General features: G+C 57.7%; 18 protein-coding genes. 8 read left to right on the top strand and 10 right to left on the bottom strand.

The window, feature by feature from the left end:
* Positions 1-284 precede the first annotated feature (284 nt).
* Both QPM17_RS07740 and ald read right to left on the bottom strand, forming a co-directional pair.
* On the bottom strand, positions 285-857 hold the full coding sequence (locus QPM17_RS07740) for a glutathione S-transferase family protein (protein WP_285390080.1): 573 nt from the start codon (positions 855-857) through the stop codon (positions 285-287).
* Between the two features lie 23 nt (positions 858-880).
* On the bottom strand, positions 881-1,999 hold the full coding sequence (ald, locus tag QPM17_RS07735; protein ID WP_285390079.1) for an alanine dehydrogenase: 1,119 nt from the start codon (positions 1,997-1,999) through the stop codon (positions 881-883).
* A 159-nt stretch (positions 2,000-2,158) separates the two neighbouring features.
* Between ald and QPM17_RS07730 the strand changes: the two genes are divergently transcribed.
* Complete coding sequence (locus QPM17_RS07730; protein WP_422732737.1) at positions 2,159-2,992, top strand: dienelactone hydrolase family protein; 834 nt, start codon at positions 2,159-2,161, stop codon at positions 2,990-2,992.
* A gap of 9 nt (positions 2,993-3,001) precedes the next feature.
* Here the strand turns inward: QPM17_RS07730 and QPM17_RS07725 are convergent, their stop codons facing one another.
* From QPM17_RS07725 to QPM17_RS07710, 4 genes are all read right to left on the bottom strand, one after another.
* A complete protein-coding gene (locus tag QPM17_RS07725; RefSeq protein ID WP_285390078.1) occupies positions 3,002-3,697 on the bottom strand; it encodes a lysophospholipid acyltransferase family protein in 696 nt (231 codons plus the stop codon).
* Between the two features lie 138 nt (positions 3,698-3,835).
* On the bottom strand, positions 3,836-4,042 hold the full coding sequence (locus QPM17_RS07720) for a cold-shock protein (protein WP_007154967.1): 207 nt from the start codon (positions 4,040-4,042) through the stop codon (positions 3,836-3,838).
* A 239-nt stretch (positions 4,043-4,281) separates the two neighbouring features.
* Positions 4,282-4,662, bottom strand: a complete 381-nt coding sequence (gene crcB, locus QPM17_RS07715; protein WP_285390077.1) for a fluoride efflux transporter CrcB — start codon at positions 4,660-4,662, stop codon at positions 4,282-4,284.
* A gap of 202 nt (positions 4,663-4,864) precedes the next feature.
* The gene (locus QPM17_RS07710; protein ID WP_285390076.1) at positions 4,865-5,779 is read right to left on the bottom strand and encodes a LysR family transcriptional regulator; all 915 of its coding nucleotides are present in this window, start codon (positions 5,777-5,779) and stop codon (positions 4,865-4,867) included.
* A 189-nt stretch (positions 5,780-5,968) separates the two neighbouring features.
* Between QPM17_RS07710 and QPM17_RS07705 the strand changes: the two genes are divergently transcribed.
* Genes QPM17_RS07705 through QPM17_RS07695 form a run of 3 tightly spaced genes read left to right on the top strand, consistent with a single transcriptional unit; the run spans position 5,969 to position 9,802 of the window.
* The gene (locus QPM17_RS07705; protein WP_285390075.1) at positions 5,969-7,480 is read left to right on the top strand and encodes a CoA-acylating methylmalonate-semialdehyde dehydrogenase; all 1,512 of its coding nucleotides are present in this window, start codon (positions 5,969-5,971) and stop codon (positions 7,478-7,480) included.
* 28 nt (positions 7,481-7,508) lie between these two features.
* Positions 7,509-9,179, top strand: coding sequence for a GMC family oxidoreductase (locus QPM17_RS07700; protein ID WP_285390074.1), 1,671 nt, complete (start codon positions 7,509-7,511; stop codon positions 9,177-9,179).
* A 2-nt stretch (positions 9,180-9,181) separates the two neighbouring features.
* Complete coding sequence (locus QPM17_RS07695) at positions 9,182-9,802, top strand: LysE family translocator (RefSeq protein ID WP_285390073.1); 621 nt, start codon at positions 9,182-9,184, stop codon at positions 9,800-9,802.
* A gap of 48 nt (positions 9,803-9,850) precedes the next feature.
* Here the strand turns inward: QPM17_RS07695 and QPM17_RS07690 are convergent, their stop codons facing one another.
* The 3 genes from QPM17_RS07690 to cysZ form a co-directional block, all read right to left on the bottom strand.
* Positions 9,851-12,298 carry an acyl-CoA dehydrogenase gene (locus QPM17_RS07690; RefSeq protein ID WP_285390355.1) on the bottom strand — a complete coding sequence of 816 codons (2,448 nt, stop codon included), beginning with the start codon at positions 12,296-12,298 and terminating at the stop codon, positions 9,851-9,853.
* 103 nt (positions 12,299-12,401) lie between these two features.
* The gene (gene rapA, locus QPM17_RS07685; protein WP_285390072.1) at positions 12,402-15,266 is read right to left on the bottom strand and encodes an RNA polymerase-associated protein RapA; all 2,865 of its coding nucleotides are present in this window, start codon (positions 15,264-15,266) and stop codon (positions 12,402-12,404) included.
* A gap of 35 nt (positions 15,267-15,301) precedes the next feature.
* Positions 15,302-16,057, bottom strand: a complete 756-nt coding sequence (gene cysZ / locus QPM17_RS07680) for a sulfate transporter CysZ (RefSeq protein WP_285390071.1) — start codon at positions 16,055-16,057, stop codon at positions 15,302-15,304.
* A gap of 84 nt (positions 16,058-16,141) precedes the next feature.
* Here cysZ and QPM17_RS07675 point away from each other — a divergent pair, with 84 nt between their 5' ends.
* Positions 16,142-16,519, top strand: coding sequence for a VanZ family protein (locus QPM17_RS07675; protein WP_285390070.1), 378 nt, complete (start codon positions 16,142-16,144; stop codon positions 16,517-16,519).
* A gap of 444 nt (positions 16,520-16,963) precedes the next feature.
* Here the strand turns inward: QPM17_RS07675 and QPM17_RS07670 are convergent, their stop codons facing one another.
* Complete coding sequence (locus tag QPM17_RS07670; protein WP_285390069.1) at positions 16,964-17,626, bottom strand: class I SAM-dependent methyltransferase; 663 nt, start codon at positions 17,624-17,626, stop codon at positions 16,964-16,966.
* A 134-nt stretch (positions 17,627-17,760) separates the two neighbouring features.
* Between QPM17_RS07670 and mnmH the strand changes: the two genes are divergently transcribed.
* The 3 genes from mnmH (at position 17,761) to QPM17_RS07655 (ending at position 20,572) form a co-directional block, all read left to right on the top strand.
* Positions 17,761-18,852, top strand: coding sequence for a tRNA 2-selenouridine(34) synthase MnmH (mnmH, locus tag QPM17_RS07665; RefSeq protein WP_285390068.1), 1,092 nt, complete (start codon positions 17,761-17,763; stop codon positions 18,850-18,852).
* Positions 18,853-19,012: 160 nt separating this feature from the next.
* On the top strand, positions 19,013-19,846 hold the full coding sequence (locus QPM17_RS07660; protein WP_285390067.1) for a mechanosensitive ion channel family protein: 834 nt from the start codon (positions 19,013-19,015) through the stop codon (positions 19,844-19,846).
* Between the two features lie 168 nt (positions 19,847-20,014).
* Positions 20,015-20,572 (top strand): aminoacyl-tRNA deacylase, encoded by a 558-nt coding sequence (locus QPM17_RS07655; protein ID WP_285390066.1) that lies wholly within the window; start codon positions 20,015-20,017, stop codon positions 20,570-20,572.
* Positions 20,573-20,658 lie beyond the last annotated feature (86 nt).

The following is a 20,658-nucleotide window of genomic DNA, read 5'->3' as shown; positions in this document are numbered from 1 at the left end:
CATTGAGCCGCAACTTAATGCATTAAGTTATGTGATAACAAACTCCGATCCAGATAACTTCTGTTATAACATCAATGAATCAGAGGCCTCACACGTGCCTCAAGCTGTCACCATTCCTCAATCATATTTGCCGGCTGCACTTTGAATGCACACGAACTTAAATGATTAAGTAGTGATCAAAGATAATTTCGATAGATAGGTTCTGCAACCTTGAGGGGAACTTAATTTTAACTTAATTTTTCAGGGAGGAAGGCGGGCCCGGCGTGGCCCGGCCCGCCGAATTATTACGATTTTCTCGGATCCGTGGCGCCAATCAGTTCATCGTTGCGATGGCGATCCCGAAAGCTGAGAAGGCTCTCAATGCCGGAGAAATCCACCAGATCACGGAAATCCACCCAGTCCACCAGGCTATACAGGCAGATGGCCGGGTAATTCCACTGGCTGAACTGGCCCTCGTCAACCATGGCCGCCAAGGTCCGCATGGTCATCATGATGCGCTCACGCTGGAGGTTGAAAAACATCAGATTCTCACTGGTGTCGATCCCCGACCGGGCCGAAAGCAGAAGAATCACAGCAGAGTCGTTGGCGGCATCGATAAGCGTCAGCTGGTTCTCCTGGTCCCAGCTTAACGGCTCCAGTCCCTGCTTCTCGCTGATGTAACGGGCGATCACCCTGGAGTCATAAACCTCCTGGTCACCATCAATCAGCATGGGAATTTTCAGCGCCGGGTTGTTACGCCGGAGCTCGTTCCTGTCCTCGCCATAAATGTCCAGATTCACAAACTCGTAGTCGCTATTACCCAACAGCAGGCGGATACGCCGGACATAGGGGGATGTGGTAGAACCGATCAGTTTCATGAAATCTCCTTGTCTTAAAGGGGTTACTGGCCCAGTAGGGATTCAGGGGCTGTAAAATCGTAGCCAGTGGCTTCTGCCACCTCGCGGAAGGTCACCTTGCCCCGGTAGGCATTAAGCCCATTGCGCAGGTGATGGTCGTCTTTCATTGCCTGCTCGGGCCCCTTATTGGCCAGTGCGGCAATGAATGGCAAGGTTACATTGTTCAGGGCCAGGGTTGAGGTCCTGGCTACCGCGCCCGGCATGTTGGCAACGCAGTAGTGCACCACACCATCCACCACGTAGGTGGGAGCGTCATGGGTGGTGGGTCTGGAGGTTTCTGTACAACCGCCCTGATCAATGGCCACATCCACGATAACACTGCCCTCGGGCATTCGGCTGACCATATCACGGGTGACCAGTTTGGGCGCAGACGCGCCTGGGATCAGCACACCGCCAATGACCAGGTCGGCTTCGGTCACTGCCTCATCAAGGGTTGCGGCTGTGGAGAACAGGGTGCTGATGCGATTGCCATAGAGATGGTCCAGGTTCCTCAGCACATCCATATTCCGGTCCAGCACGGTCACCTGGGCGCCCAGCCCGATGGCCATGGCCACTGCATTCTGCCCGACCACACCACCGCCGATGACCGTTACCCGAGCCGGGCTGACGCCGGGCACGCCACCCAGAAGGACACCCCGGCCACCCAGTGATTTTTCCAGGCAATGTGCCCCTGCCTGAATCGACATCCGCCCTGCCACTTCCGACATGGGTGCCAGCAACGGCAGTCTTCCGTGGCTATCAGTAACAGTTTCATAAGCGATACAGGTAGCACCTGATTTCACCAGATCGTCGGTCTGGGCCTGATCCGGCGCCAGGTGCAGATAGGTGAACAGGATGTGATCCAACGTCAGCAACGCCCTTTCACTGGCCTGGGGCTCTTTGACCTTGACGATCATTTCTGCCGCCTCGAATACGGCGGCACCGTTCTCAAGGATCGCAGCTCCCGCTTTCGTATAATCATCGTCAGTGAAGCCGATGGCGGCCCCGGCGTCCTTTTCCACATAAACACGATGGCCATGGCTGCACAGTTCATGCACCGCCGCAGGGGTCATCCCTACCCGGTATTCATGGTTCTTGATTTCCTTCGGTACGCCGATCTTCATGCCTTGCCCCTTGAATCAGTCCGCTAAACAATGTGTCATCCGGTAGAGTGTAGTAAAAAGGTCTGGCACCGGCAGTAGCAAATGAATGCATCGGTTCAACGGGTCCCGGCGTAAAACACCGGACCAACCAGGCGATCGACCCAAAAGGAGCAGGAACGAATGAACACAAACAGACTTGCATCGGCAGTAACTTTCTTTACCAGGCCGGCGGCACTTTCACTGGCCGCAGCCATTACCTTGGCAAGTGGACAGGTATCAGCAGAAATGCAGACAGAAACCGTGGAATATAAAGTCAACGGTGAAACCTTCACCGGCTACATGGCCTACGACGACGAAGCTGACGGTAAACGCCCTGGCGTTCTTGTGGTTCATGAATGGTGGGGTCATAACGAATTCGCCCGTAAGCAGGCGGAAAAGCTTGCTGCGTCAGGCTACACCGCATTCGCCCTGGACATGTACGGTTCGGGCAAGCTCGCTGAACACCCCGAAGATGCTCAGAAATTCATGCAGCAAGCAACCAGCAACATGGATCAGGTCAAGGCCCGCTTTATGGCTGCCAAGGAGTTGCTGCAACAGCACGACAGTGTGGACAGCAGCAGGATTGCCGCGCAGGGGTACTGCTTCGGCGGTGCCGTGGTACTGAACATGGCCCGCCTGGGCGTGGATCTGGACGCCGTAGTCAGCTTCCACGGGGCCCTGGGAAGTCCCATCAAGGCCGAAGCCGGCGAGGTCCAGCCCCGAATTCATGTCTATACCGGTGGAGCGGATCAGATGGTGCCATCAGACCAGGTTTCCGCTCTGGTGAAAGAAATGCAGGACGCCGAAGCGGACCTGACTCTGGTCAGCTTCCCGGGAGTTCTGCACTCCTTTACCAATCCTGGCGCAGACAAGGTCGCCGAGGAATTCGGACTGCCCATTGCCTACAATGAGGAGGCTGCAAATCGTTCCTGGGAAGGCACCATGCGACTTTACGAAGAAGTCTTCAAAGACTGATCCAGGCCTTCAGAGGGCACTCTCTATGGTGCCCTTCACTTCTTCCCGTACGTCCTCCACCTCGCGCCCGGCCGTCGCCACCGGCGGATGAACAATGATCTCTATAATCCCCGGTGAAAACGCCGCTGTTCCCTTGGGAAGCCTGTCATGTGAACCCCTTATCGTCACTGGCAGTATGGGCAGCTTGCCGTCACGGGCAATCACAAAACCGCCTTTCTTGAAGGGCAGCAGTTTACCGTCCCAGGACCGGGTTCCCTCCGGGAATATCAGAATACTGGTTCCTTCCGGCAGCTGCGCCACCCCCCGCTTGATGCTCTCCAGGGCGTCGCTGCCCCTGGACCGGTCGATAAACAGGTTGCGAGAGGTTTCCAGTGCCAGGCCAAACAGGGGCACTTTCCTCAGTTCCTTCTTGATCACCCAACGGTACTGCAGCCCCAAGGCCAGAACCAGGGCCGGCGGATCGAAATAGGACGCATGGTTGCTGAGGATAACGTAGCGCCGGGCGGGGTCGATGTTTTCCCGCCCGCTTACCCGTAGACGGATGCCCGTCAGTTTGAGGATGCACCAGGCATAGACCTGGGTACCGAAAAATGCGGCATTGCCTTTGTGGCCGGCCAGAGAGGCAATCACTATCGGCAGGAACAGAATCAGTGTCAGCAGTGCGGCCCAGAAAAGAATCCAGACAGCTTTCAGGATTTTGAACATACAGGGCCCCGGGCAATGTAACGGTTCGGCTATCGCAAGCGGCAGGAGATAAAAGATGTCATATCCGGGAGGGAATCACAAAATTCGGACACAAAAAAAGGCAGCCGAAGCTGCCTTTCTGGCGGTGACTACTATCCGTTAGATAGCAGTTACGTTTTCCGCCTGAGGACCTTTCTGGCCCTGGGTAACGGTGAACTCAACCTGCTGGCCTTCTGCCAGGGTCTTGAAACCGCTGCCCTGAATTGCGCTGTAGTGAACGAATACGTCCGGGCCGCCTTCACGAGTAATAAAGCCAAAGCCTTTAGCTTCGTTGAAGAACTTAACAGTACCGGTAGTAGTAGACATACTTAAACTTCCTGAAATCAATCATTTTATCTTGCCGCCAGGCCATCGACATGATGCCTGATCAGCGTTTACGGAAAAACAGAACTCGCGGAATCAAAAACAGGACGGTCACTACTAACTGCGGAGGTACGTCTTATTCATGAATGCTTTGCTGAATCTTTCCTACGCAAATAACTCTACTCCTTGTTTTCGGGATTGCCAAGCCCATTTTGAATTAATTGCATAAGTAGTGGTACCCATCATCCCCGGACCAGTCCGAAGGTGTAAATTCCCAGCGCGGTCATAAGGATAGAACCAACCACATGGGCCAGTATCCCGGCAAGGGCCATGCTCCACTTGCCTTCCTGGATGGCTGAGAACATTTCCAGAGAGAAGGTGGAGAAGGTAGTCAGGGCGCCACAAAGGCCGGTGATGGCAAACAGGCGCCACTCGGGCGCCAGGGAGGTGCCATGGACAAAGTAGCCGATCAGCAGGCCCACGAGCCAGCCGCCGGAGAGGTTTGCCACCAGGGTGCCATAGGGGATGGCGTGATAGCTGCTGTTGAGCCAGAGGCCCAGGGCCCATCTCAGGTTAGCGCCTATAACGGCTCCGGCGCTTACTGCCAGGATTGATAGCCACATTCTTTTGTTCCATGCCTCTTGCTTGGGCTTGGGTGCACGCCGGGTGTTGCCATCCCTTCCCGGGACACGCTACGAGCACATCCATGTGCGCTTGAGTGAAGCCATCCATGGCTTCACACAATCCCGGGAAGGGATGCCAACACCCGGCACCAGTCCCCGGAGTATGCCGTCAAACAACCTGCAAGTTAAGTAGTCGTCCATCTTAGGATATTGTTTCACTGAGGCCCCAGACGCCTGCCAGAGCCTCCAGCGCTTCGGCAATCAGCGGTTCGTCCTGCCGATCGCGGCGCCAGATGAAACTCAGGGCACAGGGCAGCTGAACACCTTCCACGACCACCAGGCCCCGTTCCTGACGTTCGGCCATGGCCAGGGCGTCCCTCGCCAAACTCAGGCCGACACCAGCCCGGACCAGGTCCAGCATGCAGGCCTCCTGGTCGACCTGGGCGACACCGTGAGGCGCCAAACCCAGCGGTTCCAGGGTGCCTTTGAGCAACCGATGGTGGACGGAGCTCTCGGGTGTGACTATCCAGGGCATGGCCGCCAGTTCTGACCACTCGTTCGACAGGATTCGCTGGCCCCAGCCCGCCGGTGCAATCACATAATAGTGAAACCGGGTCAGTTCCCGATGGGCGACTTCGGGCGCCAGTGCACCCGGACCGACGCCGGGTGGAGCCAGGAAAAACCCGACGTCCAGGCGGCCATCCCGTACTTGTTCCAGCACGCTACCACTCATGCCCTGGTGCAGTTCCGTTTCCAGTTGCGGTGCGCGCTCCACGAGCCGGTGCAGGAAGGCGCCCAGGCGAATGAACTCGGGGTCGACGATGGTGCCCAGTCTGAGCCGCCCCCTCAGGGTGCTGTGCAGGGCCCGGGCGTTCTGCTCGAACGCCGACATGGCCGCCAGGGCCTTCTCGGCAGATGGTAATAGAGCCTGGCCGTCCGGGGTGAGGACCAGACCCTGAGGTTTGCGCTGGAACAGTTTCAGATCCAGCTCATCCTGAAGATGCTTGAGTTTCAGGCTGACCGCCGGTTGCGTGAGGTGAAGGCGAGCCGCTGCGCGGGACACACTGCCCTCGCGGGCAACCGTGATAAATGCCCGCAGGCTCTGGAGCGGATGCATGAGAGGCCTCTATTGTTCTGAAGTGATATAAGTTTACCTTATATATAGCTTTAAAAAATCTCAATTGCTTTGGACTCCGAACCCCTCTAGCCTGAATGATCAAATATCCATCAATATCGGCAGAAACCTCCGCAACCACTCTATAATCGGCTTCTACGGAGGATTTCACGCGAAAATATCGAGGCATCCATGACCAACACAACCATTCAGCATTATATCAATGGCGAAATATCTGCTGGCACTTCCGACCAATTCCAGGACGTGTTCAATCCGGCCACTGGCCAGGTCACTGGTCATGTGGCTCTAGCCAATCGCGCCGATGTCGACGCTGCCGTTGCGGCGGCTGATGCGGCCTTTCCCGCATGGGCGGACACCCCGCCCATCCGCCGCGCCCGTGTGATGTTCAGATTCCTGGAACTGCTCAACAAGCACAAGGACGATCTGGCCCGGGCCATCACCGCCGAGCATGGAAAGGTCTTCACCGATGCCCAGGGGGAAGTCGCCCGGGGTATCGACATTGTCGAGTTCGCCTGCGGCATCCCTCAGTTGCTCAAGGGCGACTACACCGATCAGGTCAGCACCGGCATCGACAACTGGACCATGCGCCAGCCCCTGGGCGTTGTAGCCGGTGTTACTCCGTTCAACTTCCCGGTCATGGTGCCCATGTGGATGTTCCCGGTCGCCATCGCTGCGGGTAATACCTTTGTGCTGAAGCCAAGCCCTCTGGACCCGAGCGCATCACTGATGATTGCTGATCTGCTTCACCAGGCTGGACTGCCCGAGGGCGTATTCAACGTGGTGCAGGGCGACAAGGATGCAGTGGAAGCGCTGATTGAGCATCCTGATGTGCAGGCATTGAGCTTTGTAGGCTCTACTCCGATTGCCAACCTGCTCTACGAGAAAGGCGCAAAGCATGGCAAACGCATCCAGGCCCTGGGTGGCGCCAAGAACCACATGGTGGTGATGCCGGACGCTGATCTGGACAAGGCCGTGGATGCCCTGATCGGTGCAGCCTACGGCAGTGCCGGCGAACGCTGCATGGCCATCAGCGTGGCTGTTCTGGTTGGCGATGTGGCGGACCAGATCATGCCCCGGCTGGCCGAAAGGACACGCGCACTGAAGGTGAAGAACGGCGAGCAACCGGATGCGGAGATGGGTCCGATCGTCACAGGTGCCGCGCATCAGCGCATTAACGGCTACATTGACAAGGGTGTGGCCGAGGGTGCCGAACTGGTCGTCGATGGCCGCGAGTTCGACGCCTCGAATACCGGAGAGGGGTGCGAGAATGGTTTCTGGATGGGCGGCACCCTGTTCGACCACGTCACCCCGGATATGACAATCTATAAGGAAGAGATCTTTGGGCCGGTCCTTGCCTGCGTGCGGGTCCCGGACATCGCGACCGCAATTCGCCTGATCAATGACCATGAATTCGGCAACGGCGTTAGCTGCTTTACTGAAAATGGCAGCGTGGCCCGTGAATTCGGTCGTCGCATCCAGGTGGGTATGGTAGGCATCAACGTACCGATTCCCGTTCCCATGGCTTGGCACGGCTTCGGTGGCTGGAAACGGTCTTTATTCGGCGACACCCATGCCTATGGCGAAGAAGGCGTAAAGTTCTACACGCGCCAGAAATCCATCATGCAGCGCTGGTCGGACTCAATTGACGCGGGCGCAGAGTTTGTCATGCCGACAGCCAAATAACGGCCGAATAAGCTGCGGAGAAAACGCCATGCCCGACAACAGGAATGCACAGGGACAGCAGGAGTTCGACTACATCGTGATCGGTGCCGGCACCGCCGGCTGCCTGCTGGCCAACCGCCTCAGTGCGAACCCGGCCAACCGGGTATTGCTGATCGAAGCCGGGGGCCGGGACAATTATCACTGGATCCACATCCCCGTGGGCTATCTGTACTGCATTGACAATCCGCGCACCGACTGGCGTTTTCGCACCGAGCCGGACCCGGGACTGAACGGTCGCTCACTGATCTACCCCCGTGGCAAGACCCTGGGCGGCTGCTCCAGCATCAACGGAATGCTCTACATTCGTGGTCAGGCCCGGGATTATGACCAGTGGGCCGAGACTACCGGTGAGGACGCCTGGCGCTGGGACAACTGCCTCCCTGACTTCATGCGCCACGAAGATCACTATCGTCTGGATGAAGGCGGCGACGCCGATCCGGAGCACCATAAATATCATGGCCACGGCGGCGAATGGCGTGTGGAACACCAGCGCCTGAAATGGAAAGTGCTGGAAGACTTTGCCACCGCCTGCGTCGAGGCCGGCATTCCCCGGACGCGGGATTTCAACCGGGGGGACAACGAGGGTGTGGACTATTTTGAAGTGAACCAGCGTTCGGGCTGGCGATGGAACACATCCAAGGCCTTCCTGCGGGAAGCCGAAAAGCGCCCCAACCTTACTCTCTGGCATTCCACCCATGTGCTCGGCCTGGAAACGGAATCCTCCGGTTCCGTCCCCCGCTGCACCGGCGTGCGTGTCGAGCGGCCGGGGCAAGGTGAAACGGTTGCCGGGGCAAAACGGGAGGTCATTCTTTCCGCCGGTGCCATAGGTTCACCGCAACTGCTGCAGTTGTCCGGTATCGGACCGGCTGATCTTCTCAAAGAGCACGGCATTGATGTGGTCGCCGATCTGCCCGGTGTTGGTGAGAATCTGCAGGACCACCTGCAGATCCGGTCCGTGTACAAGGTGAAGGGCGTCACCACCCTGAACACCATGGCCAACTCGCTGATCGGCAAGGCCCGCATCGGTCTGGAGTATCTGCTGACCCGCTCCGGCCCCATGAGCATGGCGCCGTCACAGCTGTGTCTGTTCACCCGCAGCTCCGAGGAATTCGACCATGCCAACATCGAATATCACGTCCAGCCCCTGAGTCTGGACGCATTCGGTCAGCCATTGCATGATTTCCCGGCCATTACCGCCAGCGTCTGCAATCTCAACCCCACCAGCCGTGGCACGGTGCGCATTCGCAGCAGCGATCCCAGGCAGGCCCCGGCCATTTCGCCGAATTACCTGAGCACCCCCGAAGACCGCAAAGTAGCTGCGGATTCGCTGCGGGTGACGCGACGCATTGCCGAACAACCCACGTTCATGCAATACCAGCCGGAGGAGTTCAAACCCGGCCTGGAGTATCAGACTGACGATGAGCTCACAAGGCTGGCGGGGGATATCGGGACCACCATTTTCCATCCGGTGGGCACTACCCGCATGGGCCGCGCGGACGACGAACTGGCCGTGGTCGACCCCCATCTGCGGGTGCGGGGCGTTGCAGGCCTGCGCGTGGTCGATGCCGGCGTGATGCCCACCATTACCAGCGGCAACACCAACTCGCCCACCCTGATGATTGCAGAGAAAGCTGCTCGCTGGATTGTGGGAGGTCAGTAACCATGACACTGGCCACCTGGCTGACTGTCGTCACCATCTGTATTCTCGGCGCTATGTCCCCGGGCCCCTCACTCGCTCTGGTGCTCAAACAAACCCTGACTGGTGGGCGCCGCAACGGTGTCATCACGGCTCTGTCCCATGGAATAGGAGTCGGGATCTATGCTTTTCTGAGCATCCTTGGCCTGGCCGCAATCATCACCGCCTCTCCCACTGCATTCCTGATCCTGCAGTGGGGCGGCGCACTCTACCTGGCCTGGCTTGGTGTCAAAGGGCTGATGGCAAAGCGGCAGGAGAGTGAGGAACTTCCGCAGCCCCCGACCACAAAAAGTGCTGCCCGGGACGGCTTTCTGATAGCCTTCTTCAACCCGAAGATCGCCATGTTTTTTCTGGCCCTGTTCAGCCAGGTGGTGGGTACCGATACCAGCCTGACGGCCAAGTTTGGCTATGCCGCAACGGCGTTGGCCATCGACACCAGCTGGTATCTGATCGTCGCGTGGCTGTTCTCCAACCCCAAATGGCTGACTCTGCTCAGGCAGAAAGCCATCTGGTTCGAACGCATCTTTGGCGCCATTCTCATTGGTCTGGCAGGCAGAGTGGTGCCTGGCATCCTGAACGGGAAATAAAAAAGGGGTGCTGGAACAGCACCCCTTGCCCGGACACGAAAGCCCAGATCAGGCCGGATTGTGGTCGATCAATGTGTCCTTGTTGCGGGCAAACTCGTCGAACGGAAAGTCGTCGACGGTCAGCATTTCCAGAACCACTGCTTCGTACTCGCGCATGAAGTCGGCTTCTTCCTTGCTGAAGATATCCGCCTCCAATGCGGCTTCGAAGCGCTCTTCCGGGTGCAGTGCGTCCATCGGCAACTGGCCCTTGGCGTATGCCTTGGTGGCTTTGCGATAGAGCTGCTCTGCCTTCTCGTAATCCTTCAGCAGGCCATTGTAGCGTGCGATCGGATTTTCCACTGTACCTTCTCCCTCAGTGGTCCAGACACCTTTCAACAGCTTCTCACGGACCGGACTATCCGTAGAGATGGCCTTGGCCAGCTTACGGGCCAGGTCATCGTGGGGTCTGTCCCAGCGACGACCGAGGGGCATGGTGATAGCGCGAAGGGCGAGGGCTACCGGTCGATTAGGCAGATTCTGCAGGAATTCGTCCATGGCATTTTCCGCGCGGTACAGCAGGAATGCCATGCTGTATTCCATCAGGTCCCGCTCGCCGTCAACCGGCTGGGTTTCGTGCCAGTTCTTCAGCACCATGGAAGCCAGGTAGAGGTTTGACAATACGTCCCCGAGGCGAGCCGATATGAGTTCGCGCATTTTCAGCTCTGAGCCCAGCGTCGTCATTGCTGCGTCAGCGCACAGACCGAAGGCAGCGCTGAATCGGGCCACACCCTGGGCATATTTGCGGGCTGCATGATCAAATGGCACGTCCGCCTTGCCGAGACCCAGAGCCTGGGTGAAGGCACGGGCGGCGTTACCAAAGATCAGGCCGGCGTGGCTGAAGAAGGCATCGTCGAACGCGTCGATATCATCGTTATCTTTCGCCGCCAGTTCCTTCAGGACATAGGGATGGCAGCGGATTGCGCCCTGACCGAAGATCATCAGGCTGCGAGTCATGATGTTGGCGCCTTCCACAGTGATGGATACCGCAGCACCACTGAAGCCGATGCCCAGGTAGTTACGGGGGCCAAGCGTAACGGTTTTACCACCGTGAACGTCCATGGCGTCGGTGAGGACCGCACGCTGTATTTCCGTCAGGTGATATTTCAGGATGGCGGAAGGCACAGCCGGCTTCTCACCCTTGTCGATCATGTTGGCGGTCTGGTTTACCGCGGACTGGGCGATATAGGTCTGGGCAGCAATGCGGGCCAATGGTTCCTGCACGCCTTCCATGTCAGCCACCGGCGTATTGAACTGGCGACGAATGCGGGTAAAGCCGCCGGCCGTGCCGACGGAATAGGCCGCAGCACCGGCCGCACCGGATGGCAGCGTAATACAACGGCCAACGGAGAGGCATTCAACCAGCATGCGCCAGCCCTGCCCCGCCATTTCCTGGCCGCCGATGATGTAATCCAGCGGAATGAACACATCAGTGCCCTTGATAGGGCCGTTCATGAACGGCGTACCAATGGGGCAATGACGACGGCCGATTTCCATGCCCTTGGTGTTGCGGGGAATCAGTGCGCAGGTAATGCCATAGTCCTTGGTGTCGCCCAACAGACCGCCCGGGTCAAACATGCGGAAAGCCAGGCCCACCACGGTGGCGACCGGCGCCAGGGTGATCCAGCGCTTTTCAAAATTGAGTCGCAGACCCAACACTTCCTTGCCTTCGAATTCGCCTTTGCAGACGATACCGGTATCCGGCAGTGAAGTGGCGTCCGAGCCGGCGCGCGGGCCAGTGAGGCCGAAACAGGGTATCTCGCGACCATCCGCCAGGCGTGGCAGGTAATGGTTCTTCTGCTCATCGGTACCGTATTTGACCAACAGCTCACCCGGGCCGAGTGAATTGGGCACACCCACGGTTACCATCAGCATTTCGTTACCGGCCAGCTTCTGCAATACCGCTGTCTGAGCCTTGGCAGAGAAATGCAGGCCACCGTACTCCTCGGGGATGATCATGCCGAAAAACTTTTCTTTCTTCAGGAAATCCCAGAGCTCTTCAGGCAGATCGGCGCGCTCGACCGCCAGATCCCAGGCGTTACACATGGAAATGGCCTGGGTGCACTGGTTGTCCACAAAGGCCTGTTCCTTTTCAGACAGGCCGGTATTACGGTTGATCAGCAGGCTGTGCCAGTCAGGACGCCCGGTGAACAGCTCACCGTCCCAGCCTACGGTACCCGCTTCCAGGGCCACTTTTTCGGTATCGGACACCTTGGGGGCCACCTTCTTGAACATGGCGAACACCCGTGGGGTCAGCCAGCTCTGGCGGAAGGCCGGCAGGCCGGCCACCGCCGTGATGGCAGCACCGATGAACAGGATCAGTGCCAGTGCGCCCGAGGCAAAGAACAGCGAAAGCACACCTGTCACTGCCATGACCCCGATGGCGGGTTTGGCGCCGGATTCGTTGCGCATTACAACGAGGAGTCCGGCAACAGCAGCAAGAAACAGTATGAAAGTCATCATGGATACTCTCTGTCGTCCGTGGTTTTGAATGTCAAAAACTACAATTCGTTACGTTTAACCTACCTGATCAGATGAATTCTGGCCAGCAACTGCTTCGCCCTCAGGCAGTTACAATCACACGAATACCTTCCAGCGACAGGCTGGCCTGACCCAGGGCCGATTCCGCTGCTGTCAGCTGCTCCCGGAAAAACTCGATTTCATCCTCACGGATAGCCGGGTTTACCTGTTTCATCGACTCCAGACGGCGGATTTCGGAGCCGAAAACATTCCGGACCCGGGCCAGCGCAGACGTTCGCAGCGGCTCCAGGTGCGGCTCTGCCAGGGTCTCGGCGTGATCAACCATGGTTTCCACCTGGGGGCGGATCTGGGGCACTATGGCCTGGGCCGTGCGCCTGCGGATATTGGAACACATGTCGTTAAGCCTGTCGTGAGGCAGGGTTGCCGAAAGCTCCCGCCCGTTCACATCCACCAACAGGCGCAGAGGCGACACCGGCAGATAGCGGGACAGCTGCAGTGATTCCGGAGCCGGACAATGCACGGTGAACAGGCACTCCAGCAACAGGGTGCCCGGTGGCAGGGCCTTTACTGTCATGCTGGCCAGGGCCGCCTTGCCAAGCCCGGAACTGGTGACGGACTCCATCACGCCGGTCACCAGTGGATGCTCCCAGCTCATGAACGCCATGTCTTCCCGCTCAAGGGCCTGCTGACGGCTCCAGGTCACGGTCATCCCGTCTTCCGGCAGTTCCGTCACGTGCCCCGCCTGGTATTGCTCCCCGGGACGCAGTACATCGGCGTGTTCGGAGTGGTCTTCCACATCCACACCCAGAATATCGCAGGCGTCGATCATGTAATCACGAACCCGGGCGGATTCCTCTTCGGATTCGATCTGGCTGATCAGGGCATCCGCCACTTCGGGTCGACAGGAATTCAGTTCAATCAGCGCGTCGCGGCCGTTACGCAGCAATGTGCGCAGGCGCTCGGCCTCGGACTGAGAGGCTTCCAGCAGTGACGCCAGTTCATCAACCTGGCCATCAATCGCAGCCTGCCACTGTCCGGCCACATGATCGTGGACCGCAACGCCCACGGAGCAGCTTTCGCTGAAAGCATTCAGGCCTTCCTCAAACCAGCGGTACTGGACCTCCTGGGCTGTTCCCTCCAGGTAAGGGATATGTATATCGATGGTTTCGGTCTGGCCGATACGGTCCAGCCGGCCGATACGCTGCTCCAGAAGATCGGGGTTCGCGGGCAGATCAAACAGGATCAGATGATGGGCAAACTGGAAATTCCGCCCTTCACTGCCGATTTCCGAGCAGATCAATGCCTGTGCTCCCTGCTCGGTGTCAGAGAAGTAGGCGGCTGCCCGGTCCCGCTCAACCAGGCTAAGGTGTTCATGGAAGGCCGCACTGCGGATCCCGGCCCGCAATTGCAGGTAGTGCTCCAGCGCCATGGCGGTCGAGGCATGGGCACAGATAACGACCACCTTGGCTGGTTTCAGACCTGCCAGAGTCTTTTCAAGCCAGGCAACACGGGGGTCTTCGGCGAGCCATTGCTCTTCATCCACGGCGGTTTCAGGGGTCAGCCCTGCCAGACCACACCGAATGTCGTCGTCCTGGTATAACTCCGGACAAGGCAGCGCAGCCGGCAGTGGATGGCGCTCGGGGAACCCCTTGATGGCCGCCCGTGTGTTGCGGAACAAGACCCGGCCGGTACCATGGCGATCAAGCAATGCATCAATCACTGCCTGTTCCGGCTCCTGATCGGACAGCAACGCTTCAAGCTCGTCACCCAGCCATCCTTTGAGAGAATCCCGGTCCTCGCTGGTGAGGGCTGCTATCCCCTGTTCACGAATGTGGGAAACCACCCGGTTGATCACTTCATACTGTTTCTCTTCTTCCCTGAAGGCCTCCAGATCATGGAACCGGGCGGGATCCAGCAAACGCAGACGGGCAAAGTGGCTGGCAACCCCCACCTGCTCAGGTGTTGCCGTCAACAGCAGCAGACCATTGCTGACTGCGGAAAGCTGTTCAACCAGGTGGTATTCCGGGCTGGCCGCTTCCGGGCTCCAGGCCAGGTGATGAGCTTCATCCACCACCATCAGGTCCCATCCGGCAGCAATGGCATCCGCCTGAGCCTGCTCACTGCTCATCAGGAAATCCAGGCTGCATAGAGCGAGCTGCTCGCTCTCGAACGGGTTTTCATCGGCGTCTGCCAGGTCGTCATCCTCGTCCGGCAGTTCGGCAAAGTCCGCCATGGCCTCGTAACGCCCCTGATCAATGATCGAGAACCGCAGGTTGAACCGTCGCAGCATTTCCACCAACCACTGATGCATTAATGAATCCGGCACAACAATCAGCACGCGACGGGCACGGTTCGTATGCAACTGATAGTGGAGAATCAGGCCTGCTTCAATGGTTTTGCCCAGTCCCACTTCGTCCGCCAGCAGAACCCGCGGCGCATAGCGCTTGGCCACTTCGTGAGCGATGTAGATCTGGTGTGGCAGGTGTTGGGTGCGCGCACCAATCAGCCCCTGGGCTGAGGATGCCCGTAACCGGTCAAGGTGGTTTGCCGTTGCCATACGCAGGCGGAATGCGCCGTTACGATCGAACTGGCCAGCAAACAAGCGCTGATGGGGTGCGGAAAAATCCACCGAGCTGCTCAGTTTCACCTCTGAAATCTGGGTCAGGTTATCGCCGCCATCATCAGCGTGATACATCAATACGCCGCCGATATCCTCAACCGCACGAACGACGTAGCGCTCGCCGTTAAAGGTCTCTATCTCCTCGCCAATCTGGTAGATGATTCTCGACAGGGGTGCATTGTCGATGGCGTAGGTTCGCTCCTCATCCGCTGCGGGAAAGCCCAGCGTCACCCGGCGGCCCGAAATATCCGTGACAATACCAAGGCCCAGCGAGGTATCACTGTGACTGACCCAACGCTGGCCGATTACAAATTCCGATGTATCCAAGAAACCTCCGACAGATTTAACTCACCGTGACCGCTTTATACGTCTTTGTCTGAGGGTCCGTTCTCCCGGACCCAATAGGCGGTAGCTCCGCAAACCGCAGCGGGAACCACAACCAGGTTCAATACCGGCACCATGGCCGCCAGAGCCACCGGCAGCCCAAACCCCAGGGCTGACAGACGGGTTTCCCCCAGCAGACGGCGCAGGGCGGTAAAACTGACCCGGTGATTATCCGCCGGGTAGTCCACATACTGCAGCGCCATCATCCAGCAATTGAAAATAAACCACAGTACCGCCGCTACCAGATTAACCACCGGAATAATGCCGACAATAAACAATATGATGGCCCTGGGCAGGTAATAGATAATTTTCTGGACTTCACGCCATAGCGCGCGGGGAATATCCCGCACTATCTGACTCCAGCCCTCGTCGGTGCTGACTTCCTGCCCGGTCAGATGCTTTTCAGTCAATTCCGCCAGGTAGCCGTAGAAGGGGGAGCCGATCAGGTTGGCTACGATAACGAAGCCGTAAGCGAGCATGAGCAGAATGACAATGCCGTAGAGCAACCAGAACAACCAGTCCAGGCTTTGCAGCCAGGCCCAGTCCGGCAGCCAGCTCATGGCGGTGGCGATCATGGCAGAGAAGAGTTCGGCCAGGAAGTAGAACAGAAGGCCGAATAACAGAATGTTAATAACGAGGGGAATAACAACGAACAGTCTCAGTCCCGGCTGCCGTATCAGCCGGAATCCCTCTCCGAGGTATCCCAGGCCGCGGAAAAAATTACCCTTCAACATACCTCGTAGCACCTCAGCTTCGATGACACCAACCGGGCGCAAAGCATATCATGTTGCAAACTCCACCACAGCCCGACGGTGTACATGGCATTTCTGACTCAACACATTCGCTCCCTGCTTGATTTTCAGCCATTCTGGCGGGCGATTCTGGTAGTTTCTGCAGTCGTTATTTTTTATCTTGCAACCACAAGCGAACCCTATCCGGTTCCTTCATCAGATAACGACAAGCTCAATCACGTGCTCGCCTTCCTGCAGCTGACGATCGTCACCCGCCTGGCCTTGCCCGGCCTCAGCCGACTCTGGATCATCGTCGCCCTTATGGCTTTTGGCGTGTCGATTGAAATCGTCCAGGCCCAGTTGCCGTATCGCACGTTCGCTGTAACCGACATCCTTGCCGATGCCGCAGGTGTCACTATCGGACTTCTGCCAAGCCCGATGAGACGGTCGGAAAACCGGACCTGAGACATGCGCCCAACTCCTTGTGCGATATTTCCTACAAGCACGTAGGATCTTGCTGTTCCGTCGCGTACGCTTACCTGCCAAGATCAACATGTCAAACCGCAACCCACTGATTCTAATATATTTAAAAGATCAGGATATTAATCTCCATACCGTTGACGTGAACAGGTCACACGTTTGTAAAATTGAGATTGGTATAGTGTTTACATCAAGGATGGCAAGGAAATGGAAGACGCACTGGACGCACCCCCGCAACTGGATGCAGGGAGAAGCAAGGACACAGGGACGCTTCGCTTAAGGGATAACTAATCGGATCGCCGGCTCGGACGCTGGCACCAGGGACTGGCAAGGGAAAACGGCAACAGGGTTGGTTGCCATTAGCGCAAGGACGCGACACCTGTTCCGAAAGAGGGTAGCCGAAAGGTTGCCCTTTTTTTTGTTCACTTATCAGACAGCACCCTCGCCCGCCAGATAAACCCGTACCCGGTTGAATTCCTCGAATTCATGCAGATCCGGCCAGGTGCGCGCTTCAACTACGGCCTGCTGCCTGTAATGATCGTCTCCCAGGTGTTTCATCCGAGAGTCCGCCAGAAGCACCCGCGGTGCCGCCTGCCGGAACAGAGAGAGCCGAGGGCGGTTCTCCGGGTCATACAACACGTCCGCCGCTGTAATAACCTCCACATTTTGTGGCCGTCGGTTCCAGTCATCACAAAGAGAGACTGTGACGCCATTGAGCCTGGCATTCGCTGCAGCAGCATCAAGTGCCGCCGGGTCGATATCACAGGCAATAGCCTCCCTGGCCCCTGCCATCGCAGCTGCGATGGCAACAATGCCCGAGCCCGAACCAAAATCAAGCACCACCCGACCCGCTACCAGATCCGGATTGGCGAGAACATAACTCGCCAACACCTGACCACTGGCCCAGCAGAATGACCAGTATGCGGGTTCGGCGACCACTGCCTGTGCCTCCTCATGACTCAGCGGCCCCTCAAGCACACCCGGGTCGAACAGGTGAAGCGATATGGCAGGGCAACCCGCCGGTGCCGTTGCGACAACCCGCCCACGACTGAGGGTTCTGGCAAGATGCTTGTTCAGATAATCAGGGTTCATTATTACTCCGGATCATGTACCTGGCAGGGGATGTATTCTAATGGCAGCGGTCCAGCGGAACACCCACAGGCAAGCAAAAAACCGGCATTTCGGTTATACTGCGACCTCATTTCCAGTACGAACCCTAACCTGCCATGCCCTCCAGACCCGACACCAGTGACTATCTATTCCTGTTTCTGAACGACATTCCACTCATGGATGTGCGGGCACCGGTGGAATTCAACAGGGGCAGCTTCCCGAGCGCCATCAATGCGCCGCTGATGAACGACGAAGAACGCCACCGGGTTGGTATCTGCTACAAGGAAAAGGGCCAGGACAAGGCTATCGAGCTTGGTCATCAGTTGGTGGCGGGCGACCTCAGGGAACAGCGCATCGAGGCCTGGAAACGCTTTACGGCGATGAACCCGGACGGGTACCTGTTCTGCTTCCGTGGCGGCCTGCGTTCGCGGCTGACCCAGCAGTGGATTCTTGAGTCCGGCATCGACTACCCACTGGTCACCGGTGGCTACAAGGCCATGCGTCGCTTTCTGATAGACAGTCTCGAAGCCCTCATCGAATCCTCGGAATTTGTCGTCCTCAGTGGTCGCACCGGTACCGGCAAGACCCGCGTACTAAGCCGGCTACCCAACCCTGTTGACCTCGAAGGCCTGGCTAACCACCGTGGTTCCAGTTTTGGCCGTCAGGTGACCCCCCAACCCTCCCAGATCGATTTCGAGAACCGCCTTGCCGTCGCGATGCTCAAGGCCCATCACCACGTCGGAGGCCCGGTTTACCTGGAGGACGAAAGCAGGCTGGTGGGTCGATGCGCCCTGCCGGAAAGCCTGCGGGAACGAATGTCCACTGCCCCCCTGATGGTGCTTGATCAGCCCATCGAGGAACGGATGAAAATTATCCGGGAAGACTATGTCGACCAGATGGTTGCCGACTACATCGAGCGCGACGGTGCAGAGGCCGGTTGGCTCAATTTCCGGGACTACCTGCTCAGCGCTCTGGACCGGATTCGCAAACGTCTCGGTGGCGAGCGCCATGACCAACTGCGACAGATGATGGAGAGCGCCCTCGACATCCAGCACAGGACAGGGGATGTGAGCGCCCACCATGAATGGATCTGTGCTTTGCTGGACCATTACTACGACCCCATGTACGACTACCAGCTAAACCAGAAGGCAGGCCGAATTGTTGTGCAGGGTGGGCCAGAAACCATCATGGAGTGGGCCAGACGCTGATCGCTGACGTACACAGCCTGCGAACGGATGCAGACTCGTGCTACGCGCTTGCAACAAACCTCTGCTATAACAAGTCGAAAGCTGTTCTTGCATTCACCACCCGTGGTCCCTTTCAGCTTTCGGGAAACCAGTCATAGATACGAAAAAAAGGAGCAACTGAATGGACGACCTTCTGGGAACCAACATTAACGCGTCAGAACTATGGGACCAGGCATTGTCGCTGATTATGACCTATGCCCCGAAGTTCGTGCTGGCGATTGTCACTCTTGTTGTTGGCCTCTGGCTGATCAACCGGTTTATAGCGGTTCTCGACAAAAAACTCGGGGCCAAAGACCCGACCCTGAACAAGTTCCTTTGCGGCCTGGTCAGTGCCATCTTCAAGGTAATGCTGCTGATCTCGGTCGCTTCCATGATCGGTATCGCAACCACCTCGTTCATCGCAGTCATCGGTGCTGCCGGCCTCGCCATCGGCCTGGCCCTTCAGGGCAGCCTTGCCAACTTTGCCGGTGGCGTGCTTATTCTGATCTTCAAGCCCTTCAAGGTAGGTGACACCATTGAGGCACAGGGTTTCCTGGGCGCTGTGGCCGAGATCCAGATCCTCTACACCGTAGTGAACACATTCGACAACCGCCGTATCGTCATTCCCAACGGCAGCCTGTCCAATGCGACTCTGGTGAACGTCAGCATCTATGAGAAGCGCCGTTGTGATATGACCTTTGGCATCGGTTACAACGACGACATCGACAAGGCCAAAGCCATTCTCCAGCGCCTGTTCGATGAAGACGAGCGCTCCCTGAAAGATCCCGAACCGCGAATCTGTGTCGGCAGCCTTGGCGACAACTCGGTCAACCTGATGTTCCGTGCCTGGGTGGCCACCGATGACCTGTGGCCGTATTACTGGGACATGCATGAAAAAGTAAAAAAGGCATTTGACGCCGAGGGCATCACCATCCCCTTCCCCCAGCGGGATGTACACCTGTACAAAACCGAGTGACGGGTATCTCAACAACACAATCTGTAACTCGCATTCTGTATAACCTCAACTAAGCTGACCAATAATGGCGTTGAAGTCGTAACAGCTGCTTCAACGCCAGTCAGCGGAGCCGGCCCCAAGAACCGCCGGTTCCAGTACCGCTGTCATTGCTGGTAGGAGGTTGTCACTATGCCGGTACAGCAGTTGAAGGAATACCTTGACCAGGCAGACGTGGAATACATGTGCCTGTCCCATCCCCCTGCATTCACCGCTCAGCAACTTGCCCATCACGTAAAGATTGCCGGTGACCGGGTGGTGAAAACCGTGATTATCGAACTGGACGGCAAAATGGCCATGCTGGTCATGCCCGCCACGTGGCGTATTCGCTGGGACCGCTTGACCCGGATTCTCGATACCGATTTTGTTGATCTTGCGGATGAACAGGAGTTTCAGGATCGTTTCCCCGAATGCGAAGTGGGCGCCATGCCACCATTTGGCAACCTCTTTGACATGTCGGTGTACTGCGCTGAAGCACTGACACGGCAGCCGGAACTTGCTTTTGCCGCCGGCACCCACACCGAGTCCATCCACATGAAAACCAGGGACTTCCTGAGCCTGGCGCATCCCATGGTGCTTGAACAGGGGTTCGTCAAGCCGGGCTCACAAAAGCCGGCCTGGCTTAAAGGCCGCGCCCGTAAGGCGGAGTCGCTGACAGACAGCCACGCTGCCAACCTGGCCGGCTACTGACAGCGGCAATTACATCCGGCTTGGCCCGGGTGGCTTGTCTGGATGCGTCCATCGCGTAAACTGGGCGTATCAGACAGGAACCCGTT

The sequence above is a fragment of the Marinobacter azerbaijanicus genome (assembly GCF_030250645.1).
GTDB lineage: Bacteria > Pseudomonadota > Gammaproteobacteria > Pseudomonadales > Oleiphilaceae > Marinobacter > Marinobacter azerbaijanicus.
This window is presented reverse-complemented; position numbering and strand designations above follow the sequence as displayed.

Excerpts from the sequence above, each read along its gene's own strand:
- crcB (WP_285390077.1), bottom strand. The coding sequence starts at position 4,662 with ATGTGGCTATCAATCCTGGCAGTAAGCGCCGGAGCCGTTATAGGCGCT.
- QPM17_RS07695 (WP_285390073.1), top strand. The coding sequence starts at position 9,182 with ATGACACTGGCCACCTGGCTGACTGTCGTCACCATCTGTATTCTCGGC.
- QPM17_RS07705 (WP_285390075.1), top strand. The coding sequence starts at position 5,969 with ATGACCAACACAACCATTCAGCATTATATCAATGGCGAAATATCTGCT.
- QPM17_RS07655 (WP_285390066.1), top strand. The coding sequence starts at position 20,015 with ATGCCGGTACAGCAGTTGAAGGAATACCTTGACCAGGCAGACGTGGAA.
- QPM17_RS07710 (WP_285390076.1), bottom strand. The coding sequence starts at position 5,779 with ATGCATCCGCTCCAGAGCCTGCGGGCATTTATCACGGTTGCCCGCGAG.
- QPM17_RS07730 (WP_422732737.1), top strand. The coding sequence starts at position 2,159 with ATGAACACAAACAGACTTGCATCGGCAGTAACTTTCTTTACCAGGCCG.
- ald (WP_285390079.1), bottom strand. The coding sequence starts at position 1,999 with ATGAAGATCGGCGTACCGAAGGAAATCAAGAACCATGAATACCGGGTA.
- QPM17_RS07670 (WP_285390069.1), bottom strand. The coding sequence starts at position 17,626 with ATGAACCCTGATTATCTGAACAAGCATCTTGCCAGAACCCTCAGTCGT.
- QPM17_RS07725 (WP_285390078.1), bottom strand. The coding sequence starts at position 3,697 with ATGTTCAAAATCCTGAAAGCTGTCTGGATTCTTTTCTGGGCCGCACTG.
- QPM17_RS07720 (WP_007154967.1), bottom strand. The coding sequence starts at position 4,042 with ATGTCTACTACTACCGGTACTGTTAAGTTCTTCAACGAAGCTAAAGGC.
- QPM17_RS07660 (WP_285390067.1), top strand. The coding sequence starts at position 19,013 with ATGGACGACCTTCTGGGAACCAACATTAACGCGTCAGAACTATGGGAC.
- QPM17_RS07740 (WP_285390080.1), bottom strand. The coding sequence starts at position 857 with ATGAAACTGATCGGTTCTACCACATCCCCCTATGTCCGGCGTATCCGC.
- cysZ (WP_285390071.1), bottom strand. The coding sequence starts at position 16,057 with ATGTTGAAGGGTAATTTTTTCCGCGGCCTGGGATACCTCGGAGAGGGA.
- QPM17_RS07700 (WP_285390074.1), top strand. The coding sequence starts at position 7,509 with ATGCCCGACAACAGGAATGCACAGGGACAGCAGGAGTTCGACTACATC.
- QPM17_RS07690 (WP_285390355.1), bottom strand. The coding sequence starts at position 12,298 with ATGACTTTCATACTGTTTCTTGCTGCTGTTGCCGGACTCCTCGTTGTA.
- mnmH (WP_285390068.1), top strand. The coding sequence starts at position 17,761 with ATGCCCTCCAGACCCGACACCAGTGACTATCTATTCCTGTTTCTGAAC.
- QPM17_RS07675 (WP_285390070.1), top strand. The coding sequence starts at position 16,142 with ATGGCATTTCTGACTCAACACATTCGCTCCCTGCTTGATTTTCAGCCA.